The organism is Sphingopyxis sp. LC81, from assembly GCF_000756375.1.
GTDB lineage: Bacteria > Pseudomonadota > Alphaproteobacteria > Sphingomonadales > Sphingomonadaceae > Sphingopyxis.
Genome location: NZ_JNFD01000007.1, coordinates 169,491 through 189,532, shown reverse-complemented (window position 1 = coordinate 189,532; position 20,042 = coordinate 169,491). Strand labels below are relative to the sequence as shown.

The 20,042-nt window shown below is 66.6% G+C and carries 15 protein-coding genes; 10 read left to right on the top strand and 5 right to left on the bottom strand.

The window, feature by feature from the left end; translation table 11 throughout:
- The first annotated feature begins 1 nt into the window (after position 1).
- Entirely contained in the window at positions 2 to 403 is a 402-nt protein-coding gene (locus FG91_RS04935) for a cupin domain-containing protein (protein WP_037512608.1), read from the top strand.
- Positions 400 to 1,374, top strand: coding sequence for an alpha/beta hydrolase (locus FG91_RS04930; protein WP_037512607.1), 975 nt, complete (start codon positions 400 to 402; stop codon positions 1,372 to 1,374). Before FG91_RS04935 ends, FG91_RS04930 begins: the two co-directional genes overlap by 4 nt.
- Here FG91_RS04930 and FG91_RS04925 read toward each other — a convergent pair.
- The 4 genes from FG91_RS04925 to kduI form a co-directional block, all read right to left on the bottom strand.
- A complete protein-coding gene (locus FG91_RS04925; protein ID WP_037512606.1) occupies positions 1,371 to 2,897 on the bottom strand; it encodes a carboxylesterase/lipase family protein in 1,527 nt (508 codons plus the stop codon). The two genes, FG91_RS04930 and FG91_RS04925, sit on opposite strands and share 4 nt — an antisense overlap.
- Positions 2,884 to 3,897 (bottom strand): sugar kinase, encoded by a 1,014-nt coding sequence (locus FG91_RS04920; RefSeq protein ID WP_037512605.1) that lies wholly within the window; start codon positions 3,895 to 3,897, stop codon positions 2,884 to 2,886. The genes FG91_RS04925 and FG91_RS04920 overlap by 14 nt, the downstream gene beginning before the upstream one ends.
- A gap of 47 nt (positions 3,898 to 3,944) precedes the next feature.
- Entirely contained in the window at positions 3,945 to 4,697 is a 753-nt protein-coding gene (gene kduD, locus FG91_RS04915) for a 2-dehydro-3-deoxy-D-gluconate 5-dehydrogenase KduD (protein WP_037512857.1), read from the bottom strand.
- Between the two features lie 93 nt (positions 4,698 to 4,790).
- Positions 4,791 to 5,633, bottom strand: coding sequence for a 5-dehydro-4-deoxy-D-glucuronate isomerase (gene kduI / locus FG91_RS04910; protein WP_037512602.1), 843 nt, complete (start codon positions 5,631 to 5,633; stop codon positions 4,791 to 4,793).
- Between the two features lie 171 nt (positions 5,634 to 5,804).
- Here kduI and FG91_RS04905 point away from each other — a divergent pair, with 171 nt between their 5' ends.
- The 7 genes from FG91_RS04905 to FG91_RS04875 all read left to right on the top strand — a co-directional run bounded on the left by FG91_RS04905 (position 5,805) and on the right by FG91_RS04875 (position 18,402).
- Positions 5,805 to 6,860: a LacI family DNA-binding transcriptional regulator gene (locus FG91_RS04905; RefSeq protein ID WP_037512601.1), complete on the top strand. Its 1,056-nt coding sequence runs from the start codon at positions 5,805 to 5,807 to the stop codon at positions 6,858 to 6,860.
- A gap of 154 nt (positions 6,861 to 7,014) precedes the next feature.
- Positions 7,015 to 8,196: an efflux RND transporter periplasmic adaptor subunit gene (locus FG91_RS04900; protein WP_037512599.1), complete on the top strand. Its 1,182-nt coding sequence runs from the start codon at positions 7,015 to 7,017 to the stop codon at positions 8,194 to 8,196.
- 6 nt (positions 8,197 to 8,202) lie between these two features.
- Positions 8,203 to 11,403, top strand: coding sequence for an efflux RND transporter permease subunit (locus tag FG91_RS04895; RefSeq protein ID WP_037512596.1), 3,201 nt, complete (start codon positions 8,203 to 8,205; stop codon positions 11,401 to 11,403).
- Positions 11,400 to 12,803, top strand: a complete 1,404-nt coding sequence (locus FG91_RS04890) for an efflux transporter outer membrane subunit (RefSeq protein ID WP_037512595.1) — start codon at positions 11,400 to 11,402, stop codon at positions 12,801 to 12,803. The genes FG91_RS04895 and FG91_RS04890 overlap by 4 nt, the downstream gene beginning before the upstream one ends.
- 82 nt (positions 12,804 to 12,885) lie before the next feature.
- The gene (locus tag FG91_RS04885; protein WP_037512855.1) at positions 12,886 to 13,674 is read left to right on the top strand and encodes an ImuA family protein; all 789 of its coding nucleotides are present in this window, start codon (positions 12,886 to 12,888) and stop codon (positions 13,672 to 13,674) included.
- Positions 13,577 to 15,127 carry a Y-family DNA polymerase gene (locus FG91_RS04880; protein ID WP_037512594.1) on the top strand — a complete coding sequence of 517 codons (1,551 nt, stop codon included), beginning with the start codon at positions 13,577 to 13,579 and terminating at the stop codon, positions 15,125 to 15,127. The genes FG91_RS04885 and FG91_RS04880 overlap by 98 nt, the downstream gene beginning before the upstream one ends.
- Positions 15,124 to 18,402 (top strand): error-prone DNA polymerase, encoded by a 3,279-nt coding sequence (locus FG91_RS04875; RefSeq protein WP_037512593.1) that lies wholly within the window; start codon positions 15,124 to 15,126, stop codon positions 18,400 to 18,402. The genes FG91_RS04880 and FG91_RS04875 overlap by 4 nt, the downstream gene beginning before the upstream one ends.
- Positions 18,403 to 18,613: 211 nt before the next feature.
- Here the strand turns inward: FG91_RS04875 and FG91_RS04870 are convergent, their stop codons facing one another.
- Positions 18,614 to 19,435, bottom strand: coding sequence for a flagellin N-terminal helical domain-containing protein (locus FG91_RS04870; protein WP_037512592.1), 822 nt, complete (start codon positions 19,433 to 19,435; stop codon positions 18,614 to 18,616).
- 251 nt (positions 19,436 to 19,686) lie between these two features.
- On the opposite strand from FG91_RS04870, the gene fliE reads away from it, so the two are divergent.
- Positions 19,687 to 20,040, top strand: coding sequence for a flagellar hook-basal body complex protein FliE (gene fliE / locus FG91_RS04865; protein ID WP_037512591.1), 354 nt, complete (start codon positions 19,687 to 19,689; stop codon positions 20,038 to 20,040).
- Positions 20,041 to 20,042: the final 2 nt, after the last annotated feature.

Genomic DNA, 20,042 nt, shown 5'->3' with positions numbered 1-20,042 from the left:
GATGAGCGCGCTCCTCGCCCTGTTCCTTGCCGGGGGAGCCGCTCCCGCAATGGTGGTGATCGACGAAACGGCAACGGTACGCGAGGAAGCGCCGCCGCACGGCGCGATCGGTATGTCGACCGCGTACCGGATCAGCGATTCGGTCCCCGCGCCGCGCAGCTTCGAATTCCGCAAGCGCGCGCTGCACGTCGGCGCGGCGATCGGCGTACATCCGATCGACCATGACGAAATTTATTATGTCCTCTCGGGCACTGGCGTCGTCCATTCGGACGGCGAAGAGAAGGAACTCAAGGCCGGAACCGCGGCGTGGCTCTACAAGGGCGCGAAGGTCGGCATCCGCCAGACGGGCCGCGAACCGCTGGTGCTGATCATCGCCTATCCGAACAAGGCGGCAAGCGAATGACCTTCGACCGCCGCGCGTTGCTGACGGCCGGCCTCGCCCTGCCCTTCGCGAGCGCGGCAGCGGCGCCGGCAGCGTGGACACGCCCGGCGGGTCTGGCACCCGACGCGAGCATTGCGCTCTGGCCCGAGGGTCATATCCGGCCGCCCGCGGGACTCGTCGAGGCGGTCGTGCAGCGGAGCGACGATCCGGATGCGAGCGACCGGATGCTGCAAGGCATCACACGTCCGCGGGTCGACATCTTCCGGCCCGCGAAGCCCAGTGGCGCGGCAGTGATCCTCGCTCCAGGCGGCGGCTATCGCTACGTCGTGGTCGACAAGGAAGGCTATGAGCTCGCGCGCTGGCTGTGCGAGCGCGGCGTCACCGTCTATGTCCTCTTTTACCGCCTGCCCGGTGACGGCTGGACGAATGGCTCGGACGTCCCGCTCGCCGATGCGCAGCGCGCGGTTCGGCTGGTGCGCAGTCGTGCAGCCATCGACCACGTCGACCCGGCGCGCGTCGCCTTTGGCGGCTTCTCGGCGGGCGGGCAGGTCGCGACGAGCCTGCTTACGCGTTTCGACGCCAAACTTTATGCTCCGGTCGATGCCGCCGACGCCCTGCCGGCGCGGCCCGATGCGCTCGCGGCCATCTATCCCGTCGTGTCGATGGACCCCGCGATTGCGCATGCCGTGAGCCGCGAGAAGCTGATCGGTGCGAACCCGGATGCGGCACGCGAGAAACTCTATTCGCCCGAGCGCAATGTCCGCGCCGACCAACCGCCGCTGTGGTTGCTCCACGCCGAGGACGACAGCGTCGTGAAGGTCGAGAATAGCGTGCGGCTGCGCGAGGCCGCGCGCAACCTCGGCGCCCCCGTCGAGGCGCATTTCTTCGAGCGCGGCGAACATGGCTTTGGGTTGATGAAGACGGCGGGGCTACCCGTTGCGATCTGGCCCGAGTTGCTGTGGAACTGGCTCGGCTCGCACAAGATCGTTTAGCTACCGGGCTGGATGTAGGGCACACGCGCGAACAACTCACGCTCCCACTGGCGCGGATCATTTTCGACGCGGCTGACCGTATCGAAGATCATCGTCTGCCGCTTGGCCATCGTATAGGGCGCCCAGCCCGGATCGCCGGTGCGCGCGAAACGGACGAAAGCGTCCATCACACGGTCGCTCATCGCCTGCTGCGCGGGGGTGGGATCGGGGATCGTGCCGAAGCAGAGCGCGATATCGTCGGCGTGTTTCGCGCTTTCGAAATCGAGCTGGTAGACGAAGCCCGGAGCCCTGGCGCGGGCGCGCGCCTCGGCCTCCTCGACCTGCCCGCGCCAGCTGCGCGCCGCCGTGACGATGCGGTGGAACAGCTCGAGCGGCGCGGCCTTCGGATAGCGGGCGCGGAACTGGCCGACGACCCACGATGGCTCGATATCGATGCGCATCTCGGGCGCGATCCGCTGAGCGAGATTGTCGAAGTTCAGCCCCGCGAGCTGCTTGCCATCGGGGGCGTAGAAAGCGCGCGTTTCCATCACCGTGTTGCCGAGCATCATCGGGATGCCGAGCGACTGCGGCGCGGCGTCGGGCCAGAAGGGGTGGCGCACCAGATGCTTCATATCGAGCACCGGCCCCATATAGACCCCGCCACCGAGGAGCGGATCGGTCGCCGACAGCGCGGCAACGAGCTGCTCGACCGGCGCGGTCGCGGGGTCGACGCCTTCCCCCAATTTGTCGAGGAAAGCCTGCGCGCGTTTGGTCGCGTTGAGCGGGCCCGACGCGGTGACCTGCTGCCCGCTCATCGTGATCGCCTTGTGGAACAATCCCTTCGCTTCGGGCATCGCCATCAAGGTCGCGATCTTCGCACCGCCGCCCGACTGGCCAAAGACCGTGACATTGCCGGGGTCGCCGCCGAACGCCGCGATATTGCGCTGGACCCATTGGAGCGCGGCGATCAGGTCGAGTTGCCCCGCATTGCCGCTGTCGGGGAAGCGCGGGTCGAGCCGCGCAAGGTAGAGGTAGCCGAGCGCGTTGAGGCGGTGGTTGACGGTGATCACGACGACATCGCCGCGCGCAGCCAACGCGGCACCGTCGTTGACCGGGTCGGTGACGCTGCCGGTCGAATAGGCGCCGCCGTGGAAATAGACCATGACCGGGCGCTTTGCGGGCTTTTCGATGTCGGACGTCCAGACATTGAGGAACAGGCAATCCTCGCCTTGCGGCTGATAGCGGCTACCCATTTGGGGGCAGGCGGGACCGAAAATGTCGCCCTGCAATTGTTCGGCCTTCGTTACGGCGACCGGAGCCTGGAAACGCCCGGCGCGGCCATAGCGAATGCCCGTGAAAGCCCAAGACTGGTTGTCGCCAAAGCTGCGAAATGCGCCCGAACGATAGACGCCGTCGGGAGCGCCTACCGCTCCGATATGATGGACCGGCGTGAAGACCTCGGCCCGTGCGACGGCTGACAGGAGAAGCGAGCTGCCGGCGGTTGCCAGAAGCGCGCGGCGACTGACCGCGTCAGCGACGGACATCGAGCCCGCCGCCGTGGAAGGCGTCGATATCGGCTTGGGCAAAGCGGCTCGCGTCGCCCGGCAGCGAATGTTTGAGACAGGTGAGCGCGAGGCCGCTTTCGGCCATCGCGCGCGCGTCGCCGCCCGACAGGTGCGCGTGGAGCACGCCCGCGGCAAAGGCATCGCCCGCGCCGATGCGGTCGACGATGCCGGTGACGTCGATCTCGGGGGTCTGGTAGCCGCTGTCGCGCAAATCGACGCGCGCCGCGATGCGGTGATGGTCGGCGGTGGCGGTATGCCGCGCGGTCGATGCGATCAGCTTGAGGCTTGGGAAAGCGGCGAAACCCGCTTCGGCGGCTTCGCGCCGCCGGTCTTCGCCCTCGCCGCTGAATTCCTTTCCGAGGACGAGCGACAAATCGCGGTGGTTGCCGAACAGGATGTCGGCGGTCCCGATCAGTTCGGAGAGGATCGTGCGCGGATCGCTGTCCCATGCCTCCCACAGCATCGCGCGGTAATTGCCGTCGAAGCTGACGGGGACACCGAGCCGCTTCGCCGCGCGCGCCGCCGCGAGCGCGGCATCGGCCGAGCGCGGCCCGAGCGCGGGGGTGATGCCGGAGAGGTGGAGCAGGCCCGCGCCCGCCAGCAAATGGTCGAAATCATAATCCTCGGGCCCCGTCGCCGCGAAGCTCGATCCCGCACGGTCGTAGACGATCTCCGACGCGCGCAGCCCGGCGCCGACGCTGAGGAAATAGAGCCCCATTCGCCCCGGATGCGACGTGACGGCGGCACAATCGACGCCTGCTCCGCGCACCGCCGCCACGGCTCCGCGACCCAGCGCATTCGGGGGAATAGCGCTGACCATCGCGCAGTCGTGGCCAAGATGCGCGAGGCCGATCGCGACATTCGCCTCGGCCCCGCCGACATGGAGCGCGAGCGACGGGGACTGCATCAGCAGTTCGTTGCCCGGCGCGGTCAGGCGGATCAGCAGTTCGCCGAAAAAGACAAGGCGGCCGTCGGTCATCTCACTCCCCGTTCGCCCCCTCCGTCGTGGAGGGCGATCCGTTCCTGTTATCTTGCGAGCCAGCCGCCGTCGACGGCAAGGATATGGCCCTGCACATAATTCGACGCCGGTGACGCGAGGAACACCGCGGCGCCGCCGATGTCGCTGGGGTCGCCCCAGCGGCCCGCGGGGATGCGCTCCATGATCTGGCGGTTGCGCGTCTCGTCGCCTTGCAGCGCGGCGGTGTTGTTCGTCGCGATATAGCCCGGCGCGATCGCGTTGACCTGCACGCCTTTCGCCGCCCATTCGTTCGCGAGCAGCTTGGTGAGGCCGCCAACCCCCGATTTCGACGCGGTATAGCTCGGCACGCGGATGCCGCCCTGAAAGGTCAGCATCGAGGCGATGTTGATGATCTTGCCCGAACCGCGTGCGATCATGTGGCGCCCGACGCTCTGGCAGAGAAAGAAGAGCGTCTTCAAATTGGTGTCCATCACGGCGTCCCAGTCGGCCTCGGTGAAGTCGACCGCGTCGGCGCGGCGGATGATCCCGGCATTGTTGACGAGGATGTCGATGCGCCCGAACTCGGCGAGCACCGCGTCGACCAGCGGCTGCACCGCGCCGACGCTCGACAGGTCGGCGGCGAAATTCTCGCCGCGGCGACCCAGCCCGCGCACCTTGCCGACGGTCTCGTCGGCGGGCGAGCGGCCCGCGGCGGCGATGTCGGCGCCCGCTTCGGCGAGCGCGAGCGCGATCCCCTGCCCGATGCCGGTGTTCGCGCCGGTGACGAGCGCGACTTTTCCTGTAAGGTCGAACATTTGCATCCTCTTACCCTTCGTCATGCCGGGCTTGATCCGGCATCCATTTCCGCGGCGTTGTCTGGACCCCGGATCGAGTCCGGGGTGACGATGAATGGATTACGACAGCTGACAGATGTCGAGGACGTTCATGTCGGTATAGTCCTGATTCTCACCCGCCATCGCCCAGATGAACGCATAGGATTTGGTGCCCGCGCCCATGTGGATCGACCAGGGCGGCGAAATCACCGCTTCCTCATTCTGCATGACGATGTGGCGCGTCGCCTCGCCCTCGCCCATGAAATGCATCACGCGGTCGCTGCCCAAATTGTCGAGCTCGAAATAGAAATAAATCTCGCTGCGGCGCTCGTGGATGTGCGGGGGCATCGTGTTCCAGACGCTGCCTTCCTTGAGCACGGTCAGCCCCATGACGAGCTGCGCGCTGTCGCACACGCCCGGGATGACAAGCTGGAAGATCGTGCGTTCGTTCGATTCGGCGAGGCTGCCGCGATCGAGCGCATTGGCGTCGGCGATGCCGAGCTTGCGCGTGGTGAACGCCTTGTGCGCCGGGCACGACGCCAGATAGTAACGCGCGCCTTCACCTGCGAATTCGACGTCCTTCGCGCCCATCGTCACATAGAGGCAATCCTTATTGCCGAGCGTGAAGCTCTCGCCGTCAACAGTGACGGAGCCTTCCACCGAAGAGACGTTGACGATCGCGAGCTCGCGGCGTTCGAGGAACGGGTGCCCCGCGGCCGACGGCGGCTCGCTCTGTGCGGGCAGCTTGACCGGCGCCGAACCGACGGCGACGCCGCCGATCACGAAGCGGTCGGCGTGGGTGTAGTTGAGGACGCACTCGCCTTCACGGAACAGGTTCTGGATCAGGTAGCGATCGCGCAGCTCGGCGTTCGACACTTCCTCCATCATCACCGGATGGGTCGCATAATAGGTCTTGGAAAACATGGGATCGCATCCTCGTTCGATATTTCTGGCTTGCCGCCTTGCTAGATTTGATGGTAACCGGTGTCAAGAGGTGTTGACACCCCCGCCGGGCGGTTGATTTTACGCTTTCGAGCGCCCATCAGCAAAGAAAGCGCGAGCCGGGCCAGAGGCTTGCAGGGGAAAGACTTAAATATGGCGGCACAGACCAAGGGGCCGGGGGGCAAGCAGCCGACGATCAACGACGTCGCGGCGCTTGCGGGGGTTTCGAAAAAGACCGTGAGCCGGGTGATCAACCGCTCCGAATTCCTGACCGACAAGACGCGCGCCACGGTCGAAAAGGCGATAGAGCAGTTGGGCTTTGTCCCCAATCCGCAGGCGCGCGCGCTCGCCTTTCGCCGCAACTTCCTCATCGCTTTGCTCCACGACAATCCGAACGCGCAGACGGTGCTCAATTTCCAGCGCGGGGTGCTCGACGCGATCAAGGACAGCGACCTTGCGCTGCTCGTCCGCCCCGTCGATCGCGGGTCGGACAAGCTGCTCGACGATGTGCGCACCTTCCTCGAGAAACAGCGGCCGATCGGCGCGATGCTGCTGCCGCCGATTTCGGAGAATGACGATCTGGCCGCGCTCTGCGAGGAACTGGGCGTGCGTTACGTCCGCATCGGGTCGGCGCGGATCGACGATGCGAAGCATTGCATCTCGTCGAACGACCGCGAGGTCGTCGCCGAGGCGGTGCGCGGGCTGATCGCGCTCGGCCACCGCCGCATCGGCTTCGTGCGCGGCCCCGTCGGTTTCCGCTCGGCCGCCGAGCGCGAGAAGGGTTTCCGCGAAGCGCTCGCCGAGGCCGGGCTCGACCTTCCGGGCGAGCTCTATGCGCCGGGCAATTACCGCTATACCGCGGGGATCGAAGCCGGCGAAGCTTTGCTGTCGCTACCCGTTCCCCCGACCGCGCTCTTCTGTTCGAACGACGAAATGGCGGCGGGCGTGATGAGCGTCGCGCACAGCAAGGGCATCAAGGTTCCGGGCGAGCTGTCGATCATCGGCTTCGACGACAGCCCGACCGCGACGCATATCTGGCCCGCGCTCAGCACCGTGCGCTGGCCGATCCGCGAAATGGGCGTCCGCGCGGCGCAGACGCTCGTCCCCGACTTCCTTGGTCCGGGCGCCAAGATTGTCGACGACGAGGGGACCGTGCTCGCCTCGACCTTTGTCGAGCGCCAATCGGTCGCACCGCCGCCGGAGCGCTAAAGGCTCAGCGGCGCCGACGGACAATGGGCCGCGGCATAAAAATTGTCGTAATTTGTCGCATCGCCCGCATTGCGCTTGCATGCGGCAAACCAATGGGTTGAAAGGGCGCAAAGCCTCCCCGCCTCCCGGCGAACCGATACGAGAACAACCAACTATGCTGGACAAAAGGTCGCTGTCGCTGACCGGAGTGCTGTGTGCCGCAGCTCTGTTGCTCGGCGCCTGCTCGGGTCAGGATGAAAGCAAGAATGGCCGCGGCGCGCCCGAGGTCGGTTATGTCGCCGTCAAGGTCGAGCCGGTGCCCGTGACCTCGTCGCTGGGCGGACGCACCGTCGCGTTCGAGACGAGCGAAGTGCGCCCGCAGGTGAATGGCCTGATCCGCCGCCGCCTGTTCACCGAAGGCGGCTTTGTGCGTGCCGGCCAGCCGCTCTACCAGATCGACGCGAGCCTCTATCAGGCGGGTGTCGACCAAGCCGCCGCGAACCTCGCGAGCGCCCGTGCGAGCGCGCAGGCGGCCGACGAACGCGCGCGGCGGCTCGAACCGCTTGCGAAGATGCAGGCGGTCGCCGAGCAGGATTATACCGACGCGCTCGCACAGGCGCGGATGGCGCGCGCCGCGGTCGCACAGAATGGCGCCGCGCTCGAAACCGCGCGCATCAACCTGCGGTTTGCGACGATCACCGCGCCGATCAGCGGCCGCATCGGCCGCAGCCTCGCGACCCCCGGCGCGCTCGTCAGCGCGAGCCAGGCGAGCCCGCTTGCGGTGATCCAGCAGACCGACCCGATGTATGTCGACATGCAGCAGTCGAGCGCCGAGCTCACCACGCTGCGCCAGGCGATCGAAAGCGGCGGCGTCACCGCGGGCAGCACCTCGGTGCGCCTGCGCATGGAGGATGGCAGCGCCTACCCCTTTGCCGGCGTCGTCCAGTTTTCCGACGTCACGGTCAACGAGGCGACGGGCACCATCACGCTGCGCGCGCGCTTCCCCAATCCCAGGGGCATATTGCTGCCCGGCATGTTCGTGACCGCGCTGTTCGACCAGGCGGTGAACCCGACCGCGATCCTGCTGCCGCAAGCCGCGGTGCAGCGCGATTTCGACGGATCGGCCTTCGTCTATCTCGTCGGCAAGGACAATAAGGCGGCGCGGCGCAAGATCGTCGCCGACCGCACCTCGGGCGCCAATTGGGTCGTCACCGACGGGCTGAAACCCGGCGAGCGCGTGATCACGCAGGGCATCGGCAATCTGCGGCAAGGCGCACCGATCCGCCCCGTGCCCGCGAGCAGCGCGCAGCGCGTCGGTGCCCCTAAGGGCGGCGACGCCCAAGCCAAGGGCAAATAACCTCTTATGTCGCGCCTTTTCATCGACCGGCCGATCTTCGCTTGGGTGCTGGCGATCATCGTGATGCTCGGCGGCGCGGGCGCGCTCTTTTCGCTGCCGATCGAGCAATATCCCGATATCGCCCCGGCGCAGGTCAATATCCGCGCCTCCTATCCGGGCGCGTCGGCCGAAACGATCGAGAACAGCGTCACGCAGGTGCTCGAACAACAGCTGACCGGGATCGACGGCCTGCTCTATTTCAGCTCGCAGTCGAGCTCGCGCGGACAGGCGAATATCACCGCGATCTTCGAAAAGGGCACCGACCCCGACATCGCGCAGGTGCAGGTCCAGAACAAGATCGCATCGGCGGTCTCGCGCCTGCCGCAGCAGGTCCAGCAACAGGGCGTGCGCGTCACCAAGTCGAACTCGGACACGCTGCTGCTCGTCGGCGTCTATGACGAGACGAACACGCGCGTGAACCAGGACGTGTCCGACTATATGGCGTCGAACATCCAGGATCCGCTGTCGCGCGTCGAAGGGGTCGGCGAGGTCAATATCTTCGGCGCGCCCCACGCGATGCGCATCTGGCTCAATCCGCAGCGGCTCGCCGCGGTATCGCTGATGCCGAGCGACGTGATTTCGGCGATCACCGCGCAGAACAGCGAAGTCGCGGCGGGCGACGTCGGCGGCCTGCCCGCGCCGCAGGGACAGATGCTCAACGCGACCGTCACCGCGCAGTCGCGAATGCAGACCGTCCCCGAGTTCGAGAATATCGTATTGAAGACGCTGCCCGACGGATCGACGGTGCGCATCAAGGATGTCGCGCGCGTCGAGATCGGCGCCGAAAGCTATGCCGTCGTCAGCCGGATCAACGGCCATCCGGGCGCGGGCATGTCGATCTCGCTGTCGCCGGGATCCGACGCGCTCGAAACCGCCGACCGGGTCAAGGCGCGGATGGAGGAGCTCGCCGCCGATTTCCCCGACGGGCTGACCTACAGCTACGCCAATGATTCGACCGCCTTCATCAAGCTGTCGGTCAGCGAAGTGCAGAAATCGCTGTTCGAGGCGATCCTGCTCGTCATCCTCGTGATGTTCGTCTTCCTGCAGAGCTGGCGCGCGGTGCTGATCCCCGCGATCGCGGTGCCCGTCGTGCTGCTCGGCACCTTCGCCATCTTCTATATGCTGGGGTTCAGCATCAACACGCTGACGCTGTTCGGGCTGACGCTCGCGATCGGCCTGCTCGTCGACGACGCGATCGTCGTGGTCGAGAATGTCGAGCGGTTGATGGAAGAAAACCCCGGCATGTCGGCGCGCGACGCGACGATCCAGTCGATGAAGGAGCTGCAGGTCGCGCTGATCGCGATCGCGCTCGTGCTGTCGGCGGTGTTCATGCCGATGGCCTTCTTCGGCGGATCGACCGGCGTCATTTATCGCCAGTTCTCGGTCACCATCGTCTCGGCGATGGCGCTGTCGGTGCTCGTTGCGCTGATCCTCAGCCCCGCGCTGACCTCGACCTTGCTCAAGCCCAAGGCGCACGGCGACGCAGCCGCCAACGGCGGACGCTTCCCGCGTATTCACGCATTTCTGGAACGCGCGAAGAACGGCTTCAACACCCGCTTCGACCGCTCGGTCGATCGCTACGTCGGCAGCGTCACCAAGGTCGTCGACCGCAAATGGCTGTTCCTCGGCATCTACGCCGTGCTGCTCGCCCTGCTCGTCGTCCTGTTCCTGCGCCTGCCGAGCGGCTTCCTGCCCAATGAGGATCAGGGGCGCGTTTCGGTGCAGTTCCGCCTGCCCGCCGGCGCGACGCAGGCGCGCACGCTGGAAGTGCGCGATGAAATCGAAAAATATATGATGACCGCGGAAAAGGCCAATGTGCAGGCCTTGTTCCTGATCGCGGGCGGCGGCGGCGGTGCAGCGGCGGGCCAGAACACTGGGCAGGGCTTCGTCAACCTCACCCATTGGGACGACCGGCCGGGCCAGGAAAATACCGCCGATGCGATCGCCGAGCGCGCGCGCAAAGCCTTGAGCGGCCTCCGCGATGCCCAGATTTTCGCACTCGTCCCCGGCGCGGTGCGCGGGCTCGGCGATTCGTCGGGCTTCACGATGCAGTTCCAGAACCGCAGCGGGATGAGCCGCGCCGAATTCGCCGAAGCGCGCGAAAAATTGCTCGCCGCAGCGAACGCGAATCCCAAACTGACCTCGGTGCGCCTGTCCGACCTTCCCGATGTCGCGACGCTGAAGATCGACGTCGATACGCAGCGGCTGACCGCGTACGGCATCGACAATGCCGATGTGAATTCGACCCTCGCGACCGCGTGGGGCGGGCGCTACGTCAACGACTTCATCGACAAGGGGCGCGTCAAGCGCGTCTATGTTCAGGGCGACGCCCCCTATCGCGCGCGCCCCGAAGACCTCGGCCAATGGTATGTGCGGTCCGCCGACGGCGAAATGTCGCCCTTCTCCGCCTTCGCCAAGACCGGCTGGTCGACGACGCCGAGCAGCAGTTCGCGTTTCCAGGGCGTGCCCGCGTTCGAAATCTCGGGCCAGCCCGCGCCGGGCACCAGTTCGGGCGAGGCGATGGACGAGATGGAGCGGATGGCGGGCGAAATCCCCGGCACCAGCGTCGCCTGGTCGGGCTCCTCCTATCAGGAACGCCTCTCCTCGGGGCAGGCGCCCTTGCTCTATGGCCTGTCGCTACTCGTCGTCTTCCTCTGCCTCGCGGCGCTTTACGAAAGCTGGTCGATCCCGCTCGCGGTGATCCTCGTCATTCCGCTCGGGCTGATCGGCGCGATCTTTGCCGTCAATTTGCGCGGGCTGGAAAATGACGTCTATCTCCAGATCGGGCTGCTCACGACGATGGGCCTCGCCGCGAAAAACGCGATCCTGATGATCGAGTTCGCCGAGCAGGAAGAGCGCAAGGGCAAGCGCGTGATCGAGGCCGCGATCGCCGCCGCGCGCATCCGCCTGCGCCCGATTTTGATGACGAGCTTCGCCTTCATCTTCGGCGTGCTGCCGCTCGCGATCGCGACCGGTGCGGGCGCAAACAGCCGCGTCGCGATCGGCACCTCGGTGATCGGCGGCATGCTCACCGCCGCCTTCCTCGCGATCTTCTTTATCCCGCTCTTCTTCGTCCTCGTCCGCCGCGGCGTGCGCGACGGCCTTGCGGCGGCGCGCGCGCGGTTCGGCAAGAACAAGGGTGAAGGCGCGGCGGAGGTGCCGGCATGACCGGCGCCCGCGCCCTGCTGATGGCGGGCACGCTCGCGCTCGCCGGCTGCTCGCTCGCGCCGAAGACGGTGCTGCCGACGCCGCCGGTGCCGCAAAGCTGGCCCGCCGGCGACGCCTATCTGCTTGCAAGCGAGGCGGCGCTGCCGATCCTGTCGTACAAAAGCGTCTTCACCGACCCGCGCCTCCAATCGCTGACCGATCAGGCGCTCGCGAACAATCGCGACCTGCGCGTCGCTTACGCCAATGTCGCCGCCGCGCGCGCGCAGGTGCGTGTCACGCGGTCGGGGCAATTCCCCGAGCTCGGGGTGAGTGCGGGCGCGGGCTATGCGGACAATGGAAGCGGGAACGGGAGCGGCGACTTCTCGCTGCGCGGCGGCGTCACCGCCTTCGAACTCGACCTGTTCGGCAAGCTCGCCAACGCGACCGAAGCCGACCGCAACCGCGCGCTCGGCACCGAGGCGGCGTCGCGCACGGTGCGGCTCGCGCTGATCGCGAACCTCGCCGACGCGTGGGCGGCCTATGGCGCCGACCGCGACCTGCTGAAAATCGCCGAGGACACCGCCGCCAATGCGCGCGAGAGCGTGCGGCTGACCAGGGCGCGGCTCGACGGCGGCGTCGCGCCGCGCACCGATCTCCGCCAGGCCGAACAGATTCTCGCGACCGCCGAGGATTCGATCGCGCAGCAAAGGACCGCGCTCGCGCAGGACGAGAATCTGATCCGCTTGCTCGTCGGCGGCGATATCGACCGCGCGCTGCTCCCGGCGAGCCTGACCGAAGTGACGCCCGCGATCGTGTCGCTGCCCGCCGGGGTCAGTTCCGAAATATTGCTCCGCCGTCCCGACGTGATCGAGGCCGAATATGGCCTGCGCGCCGCCAACGCCGACATCGGCGTCGCGCGCGCGCGGCTCTTCCCGTCGATCTCGCTCACCGGGCTGCTCGGCTTTGCCAGCAATGCGCTCGGCAGCCTGTTCGACAGCGGATCGTGGGGCTGGTCGGCGGGCGGCGATGCCACCGCGACGATCTTCGACGCCGGCGGCCGCCGTGCGGGGGTCGCGGTCAGCGAAGCGCAGCGCGACGCGGCGCTCGCGGGTTATGAAGGCGCGATCCAGACCGCGTTCCGCGAGGTCGCCGATGCGCTCGCGGTACAGGGCACGATTGCCGAGCGCGTCCGCGCCGCGGCGGCGAACACCGAAGCCGCCGCCGACACCGCAACGCTCGCCGACGCGCGCTACAAGGGCGGCGTCGACAGCTTCCTGTCGAGCCTCGACGCGCAACGCAGCCTCTATTCGGCGCGGCGGAGCGAGGTCGGGACGCAATTGCTGCTCACCCAGACGCGAATCGCGCTGTTCCGCACACTGGGCGGTGACAGCAGCGCGGGGAGCGAAACAGGTGTGCGCTAACCTCCTATAACCGCACCATTTCCTGACTCATCTTGACAAGCGCCATCCCGAAAGCGCTAATAGAACATATCAGGAACAAATGATGCGCGAGTCGTCTCCCCTACTCGCCGGGCTGCGGAAACGCATCGCCCGGCTGGCCGCCGATGGCGGTTTCGAAAGCCGCCGGACCGAGGGCTGGCTGGCGAGCGGACACGCGTCCTTCGACGCGGCGATCGGCGGCGGGCTCGCGATCGGGCGATGCCATGAATTTTTCGCCACCGACGCGCTCGACGCGACGAGCGCAGCCGCCTTTGCCTCACTGATCGCGCTGCGCACGCCGGGCAAGGCGCCGCTGATCTGGCTGCGCACGAGCGACGCCGGCAAGCGCACCGGCCATATCTACGCGCCCGGTATCGCCGAACTCGGCGGCGACCCCGACCGGCTGCTGCTCGTCGAGACCGCCGATCCGAAGATGCTGCTCGCCTGCGCGAACGATGCGATCCGCTGTACGGGATCGGCGGCGGTGATCGTCGAAAGCTGGGGCAAATTCCCTTTGCTCGACCTCACTGCGGGGCGCCGCCTCGCGCTCGGCGCGCGCGATGCGGGCACCACGTTGCTGATGCTCCGCCTCAATGCCGCCCCGGCGCCGAGCGTCGCCGAGACGCGCTGGAGTGTCGCCGCCGCCGCCTCGCACGCGCTCGAAGCGAACGCCCCCGGCGCGCCCGCCTTCGACCTCGAATTGCTGCGCTGGCGCGGCGGCGCTGCGCCCGCGCGTTGGCGACTGGACTGGAACCATGACGAACAATCTTTCCGGGAAGCGGCGCTATCTGGCGCTCTTCTTCCCCTTCCTGCCCGCCGAGCGATGGCTTCGCACGGCGCCGCGGCCGCCTGACGCCCCGCTCGTCTTCGCCGAGAAACAGCGCGGCGCGATGCGCCTTTCCAGCGTCGATGCCGCGGCGCTGGGCGTCGGGCTGCGTGTCGGCATGCCGCTCGCCGATGCGCGCGCGCAGATCGGCGAGCTTACCGTCGTTCCGCACGACCCCGTGCTCGACCAGGACTGGCTCGACCGCCTCGCGCAGGGCTGCGCGCGCTACTCGCCGCTCGTCGCGCTCGACGCACCCGACGGGCTGATCCTCGACATCGCCGGCGCCGAACATCTCTACGGCGGCGAAGCGGAGCTCGTGCGCGATGTCGAAAGGCGCCTTGCGCGGCTCGGCATGACCTTGCGCCACGCGCTCGGCCCGACCGCCGATGCGGCGCGCGCGCTCGCACGTTACCAGACGCGTCCCGCCCCCGACGAGGCACAGGCGATCCGCCGCCTGCCCGTCGCCGCGCTCGAACTCGAAGCCGAGGCGACGACCGCGCTCGTTCGCGCCGGGCTCAAGACGATCGGCGACCTCGCGAGCCGCCCGATGGCGAATATCGCCGCGCGCTTCGGCGCCGACGCCGCGATGGCGCTGCGCCGCCTGCTCGGCGATGCGCCGAGCCCGCTCGACCCGCGGATCGCGCTGCCGCCCGTGGTCGCCGAACGCCGTTTTGCCGAGCCGCTCGGCAGCACGGCGCACGCCACCAAAGTGCTGGCAGAACTCGCTGGCGAAGCGATCGAGGCGCTTGGCGAGCGCGGCAAGGGCGGGCGCCATTTCCGCGCGACCTTCTTTCGCAGCGACGGCCTCGCGCGCAGCATCGCGATCGAAACCGGCCATCCGACGCGCGACATGGGGCTGGTGATGCGCCTGTTCGCCGAGCGTATGGATAGCCTCGCCGACCCGCTCGACCCCGGCTTCGGCTTCGACATGATCCGCCTCGCGGTGCCCCGGCTCGAGGCGCTCGGCGCGACGCAATTGAAGCTCGAGGGCGGCGCGGTCCGCGCGGCGAACGAAAGCGCTGCAATCGACGAGCTCGCCGACCGTCTCGCAACGCGGCTCGGGCGCGGTCGTGTGCGACGTTTCCGCCCCGCCGACACGCATATCCCCGAGCAGGCGCAGCTCGAACTCCCCGCGGCCGACGCACCGCCCCCGCTGCCTTGGCAGGAACCCGATCCCGGCGAGCCGCCCACGCGCCCTTTCCACCTTTTCGACCCGCCGCAGCCGATCGAGGTGATCGCCGAGGTGCCCGATGGCCCGCCGCACCAGTTCCGCTGGCGCCGGCAGGCGCACGCGGTGCGCCGCTACGAAGGCCCCGAGCGCATCGCCGCCGAATGGTGGCGCCGCCGCGACAATGGCGGGCTGACGCGCGATTATTACCGCGTCGAGGATGCGCAGGGCCGCCGCTTCTGGCTCTTCCGCCACGGCCTCTACGACGAAAAGCCCGACCCGCGCTGGTATATCCACGGGGTCTTCGCATGAACGAGGCGTCTGAAACCGGCCCCGATCCTGGCTTCGCCGAACTGGTCGCCGCGACCAACTACAGCTTCCTGCGCGGCGCATCGCATCCCGCCGAAATGGTTGCGGAGGCGATCAACCTCGGCATGAAAGGCATCGGTATCGCCGACCGTAACAGCGTCGCGGGCGTGGTGCGGGCATGGGCGTTCCTGAAGGAACAACAGGTGAAGCAGCCCGAGATGGTAGAGGGCTTCCGGCTGGTGGTCGGCGCAAGGCTCGTCTTCGCCGACGGCACGCCCGACATCGTCGCCTATCCTGTCAGTCGTCACGGCTGGGGCCGTCTGACACGCCTTCTCTCGACCGGGAATCTGCGTGCACAGAAGGGCGATTGCATTCTCGAATTGCAGGACCTGCTCGACCACTGCGACGACCTGTTACTGATCGCGACGGGCGGCGATGAAGCACTGCTCCGCACGCTCAAACAGGCGCGGCGAAAGTCGCTATGGCTCGCCGCAACCATGTCGCGATCGGGTGCCGATGCGCGGCGGGTGATCGAACTCGAACGCCTGTCGGCCGCAACGGGTGTCCCGCTGCTCGCGACCAACGATGCGCTCTATGCGACGATCGCCCAGCGCCCCTTGCACGATGTCATCACCAGCATCCGCGAAGGCACCACGGTCCAAAAGGCCGGCAAGCTTTTGCGTGCGAATGGCGAACGCCATCTGCGCGCGCCCGCCGAAATGAAGCGATTGTTCAAGGATCATCCGAAAGCGATCAAGGAGAGCGCGAAGCTGCTTGCCCGCATCGATTTCCGGCTCGATGACCTGCGTTATGAATATCCGCACGAACCGGTGCCGCCGGGCTGGAAGCCGTTCAACTATCTTCATCATCTGGTGAAAACGGCGGCGGAGAAGCGTTATGGCGCTCCCCTGAAGCCAAAGGTCCGCAAGCTTGCCGGCAACGAACTCCGGCTGATCCGCCGCCGCGGCTACGTCTATTATTTCCTCACAGTCTACGACCTCGTCCGCTTTGCCCGCGCGCAAGACCCGCCGATTCTCTGCCAGGGGCGTGGATCGGCCGCCAATTCGATCGTCTGCTTCCTCCTTGGCGTGACCTCGGTCGATCCGATGAAGCACGACCTTCTCTTCTCGCGCTTTGTGTCAGCCGAACGCGACGAGCCGCCCGACATCGACGTCGATTTCGAGCATGAGCGCCGCGAAGAGGTCATCCAATATATCTACGATCGCTATACACGCGACCGCGCCGCGATCGCCGCGACCGTCATCCACTATCGCCCGCGCAGCACGATCCGCGAGGTCGGCAAGGCGCTGGGGTTCAGCGAGGATGTCACCGCACGCCTAGCAGACACGAGTTGGGGAAGCTGGGGCGACGAGGTGCCGGTCGAACGGCTGGTTGAGGCGGGGCTCAATCCGCACAATGGCGAGATCGAGCGATTGCACCGCTTTGTGGGCGAGTTGCTGAAAGCCCCGCGTCACCTGTCGCAACATGTCGGCGGCTTCGTTCTGACCGAAGGACGGCTCGATGAATTGGTGCCGATCCACAATGCCGCGATGGAGGATCGCACTTTCATCGAATGGGACAAGGACGACATCGACGCGCTGGGATTGATGAAGGTCGATGTGCTGGCGCTCGGCATGCTGACCTGCATCCGCAAATGTTTCGACCTGATGCGCGAGCATGACCTTGGAAACCACACGCTGGAAGTCGACATCGATTGTGACGATCCCGAGGTTTACGGCATGCTGCAAAAGGGCGACAGCATCGGCGTGTTCCAGGTCGAAAGCCGGGCGCAGATCAACATGCTGCCGCGGCTGCGCCCGGAGATTTTCTACGATCTGGTCGTGCAGGTCGCGATCGTTCGCCCCGGCCCGATCGAGGGCGATATGGTCCATCCCTATTTGCGTCGCCGGAACAAGGAAGAGCCGGTCGAATTTCCTGAACCCGCTTCGCCCCACCCGCCCGATGAATTGCATGATGTTTTAGGCAAAACATACGGCGTTCCGTTGTTTCAGGAACAGGCGATGAAGCTGGCGATGGTCGCGGCGGACTTCACCCCCGAAGAAGCGAACGGCCTCCGCCGCGCGATGGCGACCTTCCGCAACGTCGGGACGATCGAGAATTTCCGGGAGAAGATGATCGGTGGCATGGTCGCGCGGGGCTACAAGCAAGACTTCGCCGAGCGTTGTTTTAAGCAGATAGAGGGTTTCGGCAGCTACGGCTTTCCCGAGAGCCATGCCCAGTCCTTCGCGCGGCTCGTCTATGTCTCGTCATGGATCAAGCATTATCACCCCGCGGTCTTCGCCTGCGGCATTCTCAACTCACAGCCGATGGGCTTCTATGCGCCCGCACAGCTGGTGCGCGATGCACGCGAGCATGGTGTGGAGGTGCGCGAGGTCGATGTGAATGCCAGCGACTGGAACAACAGCCTCGAACGGAAGGTCGACGGCAGCCTCGCGCTGCGGCTCGGATTCCGGCAGGTCGACGGGTTTCGCGAGGAATGGGCGGAACAGATCGTCGACGCGCGCACGACATCCTTCACGTCGATTGAGGAGCTGGCGCGTCGGGCAAATCTGCCATCGCGCGCGCTGCGCCTGCTCGCCGAGGCCGATGCGTGCCGCTCGATGGGGCTCGAACGGCGACCGGCGCTGTGGGACGCGCGGCGCGTCCGGCAGGGCGTGCTGCCACTGTTCGGCGCAGCCGAAACCGACGAGCTCGGCGCCGAGGAGGATGCCGCGCTGCCGCCGACGCCGATGGTCGAACATGTGCTCACCGATTATCAGACGACGCGGCTGTCGCTGAAAGGCCATCCTATGGCCTTCCTGCGCCGCGATTTCGCGCGTGAGGGCGTGCTGAGCGCGGCCGAGGTTATGGCGGCGAAGAACGGATCGATCGTGCGCACCGCTGGCGTCGTGCTGATCCGCCAGCGTCCCGGCAAGGGCAATGCGATCTTCATCACGCTCGAGGACGAGGGCGGGATCGTCAATATCCTGCTCTGGGCGCGCCATTTCGAACGCTATCGCCGCGCCGTCATGGCGTCGCGGCTGATGCTCGCCGAGGGCGAGGTGCAGCGGAGCAAGGAAGGCGTGATCCACCTGATGGCGACGCGCATCGTCGATCGCACCGCGATGCTCGATACGCTGGGCAGCGACCGGCGCTTCGACCCGGACGTCTGCCGCGCCGACGAGGTCCGGCATCCGCAGCTGCCGCGCGGCTATGCGGCGAAGCATGGCCACCCGCGCGACGTCCGCATCCTGCCCAAGTCGCGGGATTTTCATTAGCTGGTTGTTTTCCGGCTGACGCCGGAAGCGGCACCGGCCCGCTCCCCCACCCGGCCTCCCATAGGATACTATCGTGGGGAGGTCGGGTGGGGGAGCGGGCCGGTGCCGCACCTTCGCAGAAAAAGATGATGCCCCGGCTGTGGGGGCCGGGGCATCGGATCAGGCTATCTAAGGGACCAACCGAATATAGCCTGAAATTTGTTCGCGAAGTTTAGCCGCGGAGCAGGGTCATCACACCCTGCGAGCTCTGGTTCGCCTGGGCGAGCATCGCGGTCGATGCCTGCGCCAGGATACCGGCAGCCGCGAGGTTCGTCGATTCGACCGAGAAATCGGCGTCTTCGATGCGCGACTTCGATTCCGACAGATTCGTGACGGTCGACGTCAAATTATCGACAGCCGAGGTCAGGCGATTCTGCTGGGCACCGAGGTTGGCGCGCTGCGTCGCGACCGTCTGGATCGCCGTGTCGAGCGTTGCGAGTGCACCCGATGCACCCGCCGAGGTCGAAATATCGAGTGCGCCGACACCAAGCGCAGCGGCCTGCATATCGGCGATCGTGATATTGACCGTCTCGCCCGTCGCGGTGCCGGTCTGGATGTTAAAGCCGGTCGCGGCGCTGCCGTTGAGCAGCTTGTTGCCGTTGAAGTCGGTGCGCGTCGCGATGTCGCCGATCTGCGAGATCAGAGCGGCGACTTCGGTCTGCAGCGCAGCGCGGTCGGTGGTGCCATTGGTGCCGTTGGCCGACTGAACAGACAATTCGCGCATACGGACGAGGATGTCCGAAATGCTGCCGGCAGCGCTGTCGGCCGTCTGCGCCAGCGAAATGCCGTCGTTGGCGTTGCGGACCGCCTGGGTCAAACCGCGGGTGGTGGCTTCCATGCGGGTCGCGATGGCGAGGCCGGCGGCATCGTCCTTGGCGCTGTTGATGCGCTTGCCGCTCGACAGGCGTTCCATTGCCTGCGACTGCGCCTGGCTGGCGACGCGCGAGTTGTTCTGGGCGCGAAGCGCGCTCACATTGGTGTTGATGACAGTCATCTTTGTTCCTTTCCGGCCTCGATGGCCATTCCCGTGATGTGAGGGCTCGAGGAGCGGTCACGAAAAGCAGTAACGGCGGGTCGCGGAGGCGATTAAGCGCGCGCGTCAAAAAAACGCCGAAAGCTCCCGAAAGTCCGAGGCCATCTAGATCAATATATTGAAAATACGCCATTAAAATTTTTGGCACGAGCTTTGCATTCTTCTTTGGTGCGTGCGGCGCACCGCCGCGCACCAGGACGGATGAAGAAGCAATGAGCACGATTGACCCGAGCCGGCTGCTGCAGATGCGCAGTTCGATCCTCAATCAAAACCAGGCGCTGCAGCGCGCCGCAGGTCGCGGCGGCATCGGCGGGGCCGAAGGCGGCGTCGGCGGCGCAGCGGGCACCCCCGATTTCGGCGCGGCGATCAACAATGCATTGCAACAGGTCAACGCGCAGCAGTCGAAGGCGAGCCAGATCACCGAAGCCTATGAACGCGGCGACACGCACGACATCGTCAGCGTGATGATCGAGCGCCAGAAGGCCTCGCTCGGCTTCGAAACCACCCTGCAAGTCCGCAACAAGCTGCTGTCCGCGTATCGCGACATCATGAACATGCCGGTGTAATC

Coding starts and splice junctions, on each gene's coding strand:
- FG91_RS04920 (WP_037512605.1), bottom strand. CDS start 3,897: ATGACCGACGGCCGCCTTGTCTTTTTCGGCGAACTGCTGATCCGCCTG.
- kduI (WP_037512602.1), bottom strand. CDS start 5,633: ATGTTTTCCAAGACCTATTATGCGACCCATCCGGTGATGATGGAGGAA.
- FG91_RS04935 (WP_037512608.1), top strand. CDS start 2: ATGAGCGCGCTCCTCGCCCTGTTCCTTGCCGGGGGAGCCGCTCCCGCA.
- FG91_RS04905 (WP_037512601.1), top strand. CDS start 5,805: ATGGCGGCACAGACCAAGGGGCCGGGGGGCAAGCAGCCGACGATCAAC.
- FG91_RS04930 (WP_037512607.1), top strand. CDS start 400: ATGACCTTCGACCGCCGCGCGTTGCTGACGGCCGGCCTCGCCCTGCCC.
- fliE (WP_037512591.1), top strand. CDS start 19,687: ATGAGCACGATTGACCCGAGCCGGCTGCTGCAGATGCGCAGTTCGATC.
- kduD (WP_037512857.1), bottom strand. CDS start 4,697: ATGCAAATGTTCGACCTTACAGGAAAAGTCGCGCTCGTCACCGGCGCG.
- FG91_RS04885 (WP_037512855.1), top strand. CDS start 12,886: ATGCGCGAGTCGTCTCCCCTACTCGCCGGGCTGCGGAAACGCATCGCC.
- FG91_RS04875 (WP_037512593.1), top strand. CDS start 15,124: ATGAACGAGGCGTCTGAAACCGGCCCCGATCCTGGCTTCGCCGAACTG.
- FG91_RS04870 (WP_037512592.1), bottom strand. CDS start 19,435: ATGACTGTCATCAACACCAATGTGAGCGCGCTTCGCGCCCAGAACAAC.
- FG91_RS04900 (WP_037512599.1), top strand. CDS start 7,015: ATGCTGGACAAAAGGTCGCTGTCGCTGACCGGAGTGCTGTGTGCCGCA.
- FG91_RS04895 (WP_037512596.1), top strand. CDS start 8,203: ATGTCGCGCCTTTTCATCGACCGGCCGATCTTCGCTTGGGTGCTGGCG.
- FG91_RS04925 (WP_037512606.1), bottom strand. CDS start 2,897: ATGTCCGTCGCTGACGCGGTCAGTCGCCGCGCGCTTCTGGCAACCGCC.
- FG91_RS04880 (WP_037512594.1), top strand. CDS start 13,577: ATGACGAACAATCTTTCCGGGAAGCGGCGCTATCTGGCGCTCTTCTTC.
- FG91_RS04890 (WP_037512595.1), top strand. CDS start 11,400: ATGACCGGCGCCCGCGCCCTGCTGATGGCGGGCACGCTCGCGCTCGCC.